This is a genomic window from Arthrobacter sp. Y81 (genome assembly GCF_002929335.1).
Lineage (GTDB): Bacteria > Actinomycetota > Actinomycetes > Actinomycetales > Micrococcaceae > Arthrobacter.
In genome coordinates this window covers 129,925-138,170 of record NZ_PJIL01000014.1, presented here as the reverse complement: position 1 = coordinate 138,170, position 8,246 = coordinate 129,925, and the positions used below count along the sequence as shown (strand labels likewise).

Here is an 8,246-nt window from a genome sequence, read left to right as displayed (position 1 = left end):
CCGCCGGCGGTTACCGATCCGGCCAGAACCAGTGGCTTCAGTCCGGCGCGGGCGGCGTAGATGGCCGCGGTGTAGCCGGCGGGGCCGGATCCGATGATGATCAGCTGCTCGGTGCTCATGGAAGGCTCCTATGGGTGGAAGTCAGTAGCGAACGGGCGAGGGGCTGTCCATGGCACCCTTCTCATCGCTGTGCGGAGTGCCTCCACAGAGGGCGTCCGTCGCGGTAGTTCAGGCGTGCCGGACCGCCCTACAAGACAAGATTGGCCCACTGGAACTGCAGGCACAAGGGGTGCCTGCCGTTCGGCTGGCATGCGTGCAACACCCCCATTGGACCCTTGTACACCCCTCCGGGGCGGAATAACGTTGAGGCATAGGGAGAGGTGGTCCGCGGTGGAAATCTACATGTGGTGGCTTGATCTGGATCTGGACAGCAAGGAATGGCTGCGCGAAAACCTTCGCGCGGAGGAATTGCCGTTGCCCGTGCTCCAGGGAATTGCCGAGGCTGGCGGCCCGCACCCCGACACCCCCACACGAGTCCTCACGGACGCGGACTGGGACTTTATCGAGACGCAGTCCGAATTCGTGGACTGACCTCCAGGGACGCACTTTGCCGCGCCGAAACCATTGCGGCCCCCGGGCTGGAGTGGTTGCATGGGGTGCATGGCCACCGAAGAGAGTTATGTCCTAGCTATCGGAACGAAAAAAGGGCTGTGGCTGGCGACCAGCCCGGACCGGCGCGAATGGTCCATGTCCGGCCCGCACTTCCTGATGAGCGAGGTCCCCAGCATTGCCATCGATACCCGCAACGGCCGGACCCGCATCATGGTGGGTGTCCGCTCCGAGCACTGGGGTCCCACCGTTGCGCATTCTGATGACCTGGGTGCGACCTGGACCGAACCGGAACAGGGTGCCATCAAGTTCCCGGAGGGCACCGACGCCGCCGTGGAACGCATCTGGCAGATCTATCCCGACGCCGAATCCCGCCCGGGTGTGGTCTGGGCCGGCGCTGAGCCCATCTCGGTGTGGAAATCCACCGACGGCGGCGAACACTTCGAGCTGAACCGCGGCCTCTGGGACCATCCGCACCGCAGCGAATGGGGTGCCGGCTACGGCGGGGCGGCCGCGCACTCAATCGTGGTGGATCCGACCGGAGACAAGGTGCACATCGCCATGAGCACCGGCGGCGTGTACAGGTCGCTCGACGGCGGGACCTCCTGGGAGCCGCGGAACAAGGGAATATCGGCCTACTTCATGCCGGATCCCAACCCCGAATTCGGCCAGTGCGTCCACAAGATCGCGGCGGACGCCGCCGTCGACGGTCGACTCTACGCGCAGAACCACCACGGCGTGTACCGGACGGATGACAACGGCGAGAACTGGGAGTCGATTGCCGAAGGCCTTCCGGCCGATTTTGGTTTTGTGATGCTGACGCATCCCCGGCGTGCGGGAACCGCGTGGGTGGTCCCGCTGAAGGCCGACGGCGAACGCATCCCGCCGGACGGCAAGCTGGCCGCGCACAGGACGGATGACGCCGGCAGGACCTGGAAGCGCCTTGACTCCGGGCTGCCGCAGAGTGAATACAATGCCGTGCTCCGTGACGCTGCCTCGGTGGATTCCGCGGAACCGGCCGGGGTGTACTTCGGAACGCGCGGCGGCTCCGTCTACGCCAGCCCGGACGAGGGCGAGCACTTCATCGAAGTGGCCTCACATCTGCCGGACGTTTTGTGTGTCCGCGCCGCTGTGGTGTCCGCGTCCCTGGTGCCTGGCGCTCCGGTACCCGCTTAAGGGTCCGTTGTGGCTGACATCAGCGTGGTGCTGCCCAGTGTCCTCCAGCCGCTCGCCGGCGGGCAGTCCATCCTGACTGCGCCCGCCGACGGGGCTGTGACTGTGGGGTTCCTGCTGGACTCGCTGGCCGGCGACTATCCGGTGCTTGCGAGGCGGCTGAGGGATGAAACCGGTGCCCTCCGCCGCTACGTGAATATTTACGTGAACGGCGACGAGGTCCGGCGCTTGCGGGGGCTGGAAACTGAAGTGGCCGGCGGCCAGGAAGTGGTGATCATCCAGTCCGTGGCCGGGGGCTGAGGGGCTCAGGCTACTCGCCAAACGCTGCATTCGTCCGCATTGATCGCCTTGCGCATTCCGGTCTGGCGGTCCATGATCCAGACGACGCCGATTCCCGGCGCAGTCTCCTGCACCCTGCCCCGGCGGATCACTACGTCGTCATAGCTGGGACCCACCGACAGGCGGGCTTCGATCTCGTCGCCGCGGTGCAACTGGTCCAGGGCGCGAACACGGGTTACATGGGCTTTGGCTTCCTTCAACATGGCGTGGCCTCCTGAGCTGGAGCTTGGGCTTCTGCCTGCAATTGCCGGCACATCCAGTGTCCTGCGCCATTGTTGCCGCCGCGTTTCATGCCGGTAATGGGCGCGTTAGTTTTCCGCGCCCCCACTGTTTCGCACCCTGTGCCGCACGTCTTGCCGGGTCAGAGCCGGCGGTCCGTTGTCAGATCCGGCGGTCCGCCGGCCGCTGGATCCGGAACCAGCGGTAACCGTAGCGCTCCAGCTCCAGCTCGAACCCGCCGTCGCCCGCCAACGCGATGTTTTCGCCGTCGAGCAGGTCCAGCAGGATGGCCCCGCCGAACGTCTCCTCCGGATCTTCCGGCGACGAAACCCTTGCGGTGACAGAGGCCGGCTGTGCGGCCATGTTGTGGGCCAGGACCAGCGTCGAACCGGCGCGGGTGCAGCTGTGCAGGAGCACGCCGGGATTGGGCTGCTTGATGAGTTCGAAGTCGCCCCAGCTGAGCTCGGGACTTTCCCGGTAGCTTCGGATGAGCGCGGCGATGAAATTCCACAGCGAGTCCGGGTCACGTTTGGCCCGGGCGGCGTTGATGTTCTTCGGCCCGAAGTAGCCGTCGACCACCTGGGCCACCAGCTGGTCCGCCGGCGCCGTGGAGAATCCGCCGTTTTCCGTGTCATTCCACTGCATCGGGGAGCGTACGGCGGAGCGGCCCTTGGCCCGCAGGTCCTCACCCATCCCGATTTCCTCGCCGTAGAAAAGGACCGGGGTTCCGGGGAGGGAGAACATCAGCGAATAGACCATGCGGATCCGGGCGGGATCGCCGTCGAGCATCGGGGGCAGGCGGCGCCGGAGCCCCCGTCCGTACATCTGCATGTCCGGGTCCGGGCCGAAGGCGGCAAAGACTTCCGCCTTCTCCTCGTCGCTGAGCTTGTCCAGCGTCAGCTCATCGTGGTTGCGGACGAACATGGCCCACTGGTTGTCCGGGTGCATGGCCGGCCTGCCGGCCAGGGTCTTGGCCAGCGGCCGCGCATCCTCCCTGGCCAGGGAGAGGTAAATGTTCTGCATTGAGAGGAAGTCGAACTGCATATTGAGTTCGTTTCCGTCCGGCCCGCCGAAGTACTTCAGCTGGTCCTTGTACGGGAGGTTGACCTCGCCCAGCAGGATGGCGCTGCCGTTCCGCCTGTTGATGAAGCTGCGCAGCGCTGCCAGGTAGTCGTGCGGGTCGATCTTTCCCGCATCCTCCTTGGACACGCCCTGCAGCTCAAGGAAGAACGGCACGGCATCCAGCCGGAAGCCGTCCAGGCCCATCTGGAGCCAGAATCCCATGGACTTGGCGATCTCGTCCCGGACCTTCGGGTTGGCGACGTTCAGGTCCGGCTGGTGCTTGGCGAACATGTGCAGGTACCACTCGCCGGTGGCCTTGTCCTGGGTCCAGATGGATGTTTCCTCACCAGGGAACACCACCTGTTCCGAGCTGTCCGGGGGAGTGTCCTTCCGCCAGACGTAGTAATCGCGGTAGGGGTTGTCCACGGACTTCCGGGATTCCTTGAACCAGGGGTGCCTGTCCGAGGTGTGGTTGATGACGAAGTCCGCGATGACGCGCATTCCCCGGTCCTTGGCAGTCCTGATGAACTCCACCACGTCGCCCAAGGTGCCGAGCCTGGGATCGACGCCGTACATGTCGGTCACGTCATAGCCGTCGTCCCGGTCCGGTGACGGGTAGAACGGCATGAGCCAGATGCACGTGACACCCAGGGCCGCCAGGTAATCCACGCGCTGGATCAGGCCGCCGAAGTCCCCGGTGCCGTCGCCGTCGTCGTCGAAAAAGGTTTCCGGATCCAGGCAGTAGATAACTGCGTTCTTCCACCACAGGTCGGACGTCTCCGCAATCCTCACGCTGTCACCTCACGGGAAGACGTCTCCCGCAGCCGGGGCAGCACGTGTTCGGCGAACGCCCCGATGAAGGGCTTCTGCTCCTGCCCCACGAAGTGCAGGTACAGCTCGTCGAAGCCCAGCTCCGCGTATTCCTGGAGCCACGCGGCGTGCTGCTCGAGGCTGGACGAGATGTTCACGGCCTTGCGCACCTGGTCCTCGCCGACGTCGGTGCTGACGCCGTCAAAGTGGGCGGCGGTGGGCAGATCCCAGGGGATGGGCGGGGCGAAGACGTTCGAGCGCCACTGGTCCATGGCAATGGAAACCGCATCCTCCTCCCGCGGTGCCCAGGACAGGTGGATCTGGAGCACTGCCTTGCCCCGGCCGCCGTTGTCCCGGTAGGCGGCGAGCATTTCCGTCAGCTTCGCGTGTGGCTGGTTCACTGTGACCAGCCCGTCTGCCCATGTCGCGGCGCGCCGGGCGGTCTCCACGCTGATCGCCGGTCCGATCAGCGGCGGCTTGGTCTCCGGAACGTCCCACAGGCGGGCCTGTTCCACTGTGACCAGGCCGTGGTGGGTCACCTCCTCGCCGTTGTGCAGGCGGCGGATGACGTCAACGCACTCCTCCAGGCGCTGCTGACGGGCTTCCTTGGCCGGCCACGCGTCGCCCGTGATGTGCTCGTTCATGTTCTCCCCGCTGCCCGGCGCCATCCAGAACCTGCCTGGAAACATGTCCGCCAGGGTGGCCGAGGCGTGCGCGATGATGGCCGGGTGGTAGCGCTGGCCGGGAGCCGTGACCACGCCGAAGCGGAGGGACGTGGTGGCCAGTGCCGCGCCCAGCCAGGACCAGGCGAAGCCGGAATGGCCCTGCCGGGCGGACCAGGGCTCGATGTGGTCCGAACACATGGCCGCGTCGAAGCCTGCCTGCTCCGCCAGTTGGACGTCGCGGAGCAGTTGGCCCGGGCTGATCTGTTCATGCGATGCGTGAAAACCGATAGTAGCCATCGTTAATGTCTACCGTCGGGGCGGGGGAGTGTCGAGGAAAACCGGGGGCGGCTTGAAACTATCCACGCCCGGAACCGGTTTGTGCGGGGGATCGTGCCGCGGCACTCCGGCGGAGCCGGATCTTTCTGCATAGACTCTAGCCAGTACCGACTCGGGACAGCGATGACCCGGGACAGCGATGACGCTGGAAAGGGAGTGGCGGGTGAAGTTAGGCATAGTGCGGGAACGCCGCGATGGCGAGCGGCGGGTGGCCGCGACGCCGGAGACGGTGCAGCAACTGATCGGCCTCGGGCTCGAGGTCCTGGTCGAATCCCGGGCCGGAACCGCGGCAGGCCATAGTGACGACTCGTACGTCCGGGCAGGCGCTCGGATCGTCCCCGAGCTGGATCCGGGATCACTCGATGTCCTCGCCCACGTGCGGCCGCTGGAACCGGCGACGGCGGCGGTTTTGCGCCGCGGGGCCGTCACCGCAGGCCTTGCGTCGCCGTCGACCGAACTGCCCACCGTGCGGGCGCTGGCCGCCGCCGGGGTGACGTCTTTCGCGCTGGAACTGGTGCCGCGGATCTCCCGGGCACAGTCGATGGACGCCCTGTCCTCGCAGGCCCTCGTGGCCGGCTACCGCTGTGTGCTGGAAGCGGCCATGCGCCTGCCCCGGTTCTTCCCGCTGTTCATGACGGCCGCCGGGACCATCCCGCCGGCCCGCGTGCTGGTGCTCGGCGTCGGCGTGGCAGGCCTTCAGGCCATCGGCACGGCAAAACGGCTGGGCGCCCGGGTTTCCGCGAACGACATCCGGCCGGCCTCGGCGGACGAGGTCACCTCGATGGGAGGAACCTTCATCAAGCTCGACCTGGAGACGGCCGAAGCCTCGGGCGGTTACGCGCGGGAGCTCAGCGCGGACCGCGGTGCCCTGCAGCGCCGGCTCCTGGCGCCGCACGTGGCCCAGGCCGACGTCCTGATCACGACGGCGGCCGTCCCCGGGCGGCGCGCCCCGCTGCTCGTCAGCCGTGAGATGGTGCAGGGCATGCGGCCCGGCTCGGTGGTGGTGGACCTGGCCGCGGAGTCCGGCGGCAACGTGGAGGGATCAGTTCCCGGCCAGGACATCCTGGTGGATACCGCCGACGGCCAGGGCACCGTCACCCTGGTGGGCATGAAGGACGCGGCCTCAGCCATGCCCGCGGACGCCTCCCGGCTCTACGCCAAGAACGTGGCCAACCTGCTCGCACTGATGGTCCGGGACGGAACCCTGGCCCTGGACTTCAGCGACGAGGTGGTGGCCGGCACGTGCCTGACGCACGACGGCGAGGTGCGCCACGCGCCGACGGCGGAGGCCCTCGCGCTGTCCGATGATCCCGGGAACCGCGAGTCCGAAAACGAGGGGGTGGTCTGATGGACGGCATCAGCCTGCTCACGATTACCGTGCTGGCGGTCTTTGTGGGCTTCGAAGTGGTCTCAAAAGTGTCCAGCACCCTGCACACACCGCTCATGTCCGGCGCCAACGCCATCCACGGCATCATCCTGGTGGGTGCCATCATCGTGGCCGGCCAGGCTGCGGACCCGTGGGTCCTCGCCGTGGCGCTGCTCGCCGTCGTGCTGGCCACCGCGAACCTCGTGGGCGGATTCGTGGTGACTGACCGCATGCTGGAGATGTTCCGCGGCCGCAGGGACCGGGAGGGTCCGCGATGAGCTTCCTTGATCCGACCTGGACGGGGCTGCTCTACCTCGTGGCCGCCGCGCTCTTCATCCTGGCCCTGATGGGCCTCAACTCACCGCGCACCGCGCGCCGCGGCAACCTCGTTGGCGCCGCCGGAGCCGCGCTTGGCGTCGTCACGGTGTTCCTGTCGGCGCGGCTGGATAACATTCCCTGGATCCTGGCCGCGATCGCCGTGGGTACGGCCGTGGCCGCCCCCGTGGCCCGGCGGGTCAAAATGACCCAGATGCCGCAACTTGTGGCGGCTTTCAACGGCGTGGGCGGCGGTGCCGCCGCACTGGTAGCGCTGCTTGAACTGGCGCACACGGGGGACGCCTGGGTCCGCCTGGCCATTGCGTTCACGTTGCTGGTGGGCGCGGTGTCGTTCGCCGGCTCCGCCATCACGTTCGCAAAACTGCAGGAGCTCATGACCACCCGCCCGGTGGTTTTCCGCGGGCTGCCCGTGATCATGGCGGCGGTGCTGCTGGCCGCGGTGGGTGCCGCGGTCGCCGTCGTGCTGACCGGGTCGCTGCCGCTGGCCCTGGCGCTGCTGGTGCTGGGCCTCGCCGCCGGTGTTCTCCTGGTGCTTCCGGTGGGCGGCGCGGACGTGCCGATCGTCATTTCGCTGCTGAACGCCTTTACCGGCCTGGCGGTTGCGGCGTCAGGCCTGGTGCTGGGCAACGTGCTGCTGCTGGTGGCCGGCACCCTGGTGGGCGCCTCCGGTACCATCCTGACCCGGGCCATGGCTGCCGCCATGGGCCGCAGCGTGGCGGGAATCCTGTTCGGCGCCTTCAGGGGAGGTTCGACGGCGGGCTCCACCGCGGTCAGTGAGCGGCCGGTGCGCTCCTCCAGCGCGGAGGACGTCGCCGTGCTGCTGGGCTACGCACAGCGCGTGATCATCGTTCCCGGCTACGGCCTGGCCGTGGCACAGGGCCAGCACACCGCCGCGGAACTGGCCAAGGCCCTGCAGCTCCGCGGCATCCAGGTGGACTTCGCCATCCACCCCGTGGCCGGCCGCATGCCCGGGCACATGAACGTGCTCCTCGCGGAAGCCAACGTGCCGTACGAGGAACTCAAGGAAATGACCGAGATCAACTCGGAATTCAAGACCGCCGACGTCGCACTCGTGGTGGGCGCCAACGACGTGGTCAATCCCGCCGCGAAGACGTCCTCTGGGTCGCCCATCTTCGGGATGCCCATCCTGGAAGTGGCCGACGCCCGGCAGGTGGTGTTCCTGAAGCGCTCCATGCGGCCAGGCTTCGCAGGCATCGAAAACGAGCTCCTCTACGAACCGCAGACCACGCTGCTGTTCGGCGACGCCAAGGACTCGCTGACGAAGGTGCTCGGCGCGGTCAAGGCCCTGTAGGCGGGTGGCCCAGCCGGGT

Annotated in this window: 10 protein-coding genes; 6 read left to right on the top strand and 4 right to left on the bottom strand. The window is 67.4% G+C overall.

Features of this window, described 5'->3' with window-relative positions; translation table 11 throughout:
• On the bottom strand, nucleotides 1-119 hold a 119-nt coding region (locus CXQ91_RS17725), incomplete at its 3' end, for an FAD-dependent oxidoreductase (protein ID WP_146072375.1).
• Between the two features lie 271 nt (nucleotides 120-390).
• On the opposite strand from CXQ91_RS17725, the gene CXQ91_RS17720 reads away from it, so the two are divergent.
• From CXQ91_RS17720 to CXQ91_RS17710, 3 genes are read left to right on the top strand one after another with little or no spacing between them, the layout of a single operon-like run.
• A complete protein-coding gene (locus tag CXQ91_RS17720) occupies nucleotides 391-591 on the top strand; it encodes a hypothetical protein (RefSeq protein WP_104175211.1) in 201 nt (66 codons plus the stop codon).
• Nucleotides 592-651: 60 nt separating this feature from the next.
• Complete coding sequence (locus tag CXQ91_RS17715) at nucleotides 652-1,785, top strand: glycosyl hydrolase (protein WP_104175210.1); 1,134 nt, start codon at nucleotides 652-654, stop codon at nucleotides 1,783-1,785.
• 9 nt (nucleotides 1,786-1,794) lie between these two features.
• Complete coding sequence (locus CXQ91_RS17710; protein WP_104175209.1) at nucleotides 1,795-2,082, top strand: MoaD/ThiS family protein; 288 nt, start codon at nucleotides 1,795-1,797, stop codon at nucleotides 2,080-2,082.
• Between the two features lie 5 nt (nucleotides 2,083-2,087).
• Here the strand turns inward: CXQ91_RS17710 and CXQ91_RS17705 are convergent, their stop codons facing one another.
• The 3 genes from CXQ91_RS17705 to CXQ91_RS17695 all read right to left on the bottom strand — a co-directional run bounded on the left by CXQ91_RS17705 (nucleotide 2,088) and on the right by CXQ91_RS17695 (nucleotide 5,174).
• The gene (locus tag CXQ91_RS17705) at nucleotides 2,088-2,324 is read right to left on the bottom strand and encodes a hypothetical protein (protein ID WP_104175208.1); all 237 of its coding nucleotides are present in this window, start codon (nucleotides 2,322-2,324) and stop codon (nucleotides 2,088-2,090) included.
• Between the two features lie 178 nt (nucleotides 2,325-2,502).
• Nucleotides 2,503-4,194: an alpha-amylase family protein gene (locus tag CXQ91_RS17700; protein ID WP_104175207.1), complete on the bottom strand. Its 1,692-nt coding sequence runs from the start codon at nucleotides 4,192-4,194 to the stop codon at nucleotides 2,503-2,505.
• Nucleotides 4,191-5,174, bottom strand: coding sequence for a TIGR03885 family FMN-dependent LLM class oxidoreductase (locus CXQ91_RS17695; protein WP_104175206.1), 984 nt, complete (start codon nucleotides 5,172-5,174; stop codon nucleotides 4,191-4,193). Before CXQ91_RS17695 ends, CXQ91_RS17700 begins: the two co-directional genes overlap by 4 nt.
• 202 nt (nucleotides 5,175-5,376) lie before the next feature.
• On the opposite strand from CXQ91_RS17695, the gene CXQ91_RS17690 reads away from it, so the two are divergent.
• The 3 genes from CXQ91_RS17690 to CXQ91_RS17680 are packed head-to-tail and all read left to right on the top strand — an operon-like array spanning nucleotide 5,377 to nucleotide 8,227.
• A complete protein-coding gene (locus tag CXQ91_RS17690; RefSeq protein ID WP_104175226.1) occupies nucleotides 5,377-6,561 on the top strand; it encodes a Re/Si-specific NAD(P)(+) transhydrogenase subunit alpha in 1,185 nt (394 codons plus the stop codon).
• The gene (locus CXQ91_RS17685) at nucleotides 6,561-6,857 is read left to right on the top strand and encodes an NAD(P) transhydrogenase subunit alpha (RefSeq protein WP_104175205.1); all 297 of its coding nucleotides are present in this window, start codon (nucleotides 6,561-6,563) and stop codon (nucleotides 6,855-6,857) included. Before CXQ91_RS17690 ends, CXQ91_RS17685 begins: the two co-directional genes overlap by 1 nt.
• The gene (locus CXQ91_RS17680) at nucleotides 6,854-8,227 is read left to right on the top strand and encodes an NAD(P)(+) transhydrogenase (Re/Si-specific) subunit beta (RefSeq protein ID WP_104175204.1); all 1,374 of its coding nucleotides are present in this window, start codon (nucleotides 6,854-6,856) and stop codon (nucleotides 8,225-8,227) included. Before CXQ91_RS17685 ends, CXQ91_RS17680 begins: the two co-directional genes overlap by 4 nt.
• The last annotated feature ends 19 nt before the right edge of the window (nucleotides 8,228-8,246 follow it).

Bases quoted from the DNA above. Each gene is read 5' to 3' on its own strand.
- CXQ91_RS17715 (WP_104175210.1), top strand. From the start codon at position 652: ATGGGGTGCATGGCCACCGAAGAGAGTTATGTCCTAGCTATCGGAACG.
- CXQ91_RS17705 (WP_104175208.1), bottom strand. From the start codon at position 2,324: ATGTTGAAGGAAGCCAAAGCCCATGTAACCCGTGTTCGCGCCCTGGAC.
- CXQ91_RS17695 (WP_104175206.1), bottom strand. From the start codon at position 5,174: ATGGCTACTATCGGTTTTCACGCATCGCATGAACAGATCAGCCCGGGC.
- CXQ91_RS17685 (WP_104175205.1), top strand. From the start codon at position 6,561: ATGGACGGCATCAGCCTGCTCACGATTACCGTGCTGGCGGTCTTTGTG.
- CXQ91_RS17680 (WP_104175204.1), top strand. From the start codon at position 6,854: ATGAGCTTCCTTGATCCGACCTGGACGGGGCTGCTCTACCTCGTGGCC.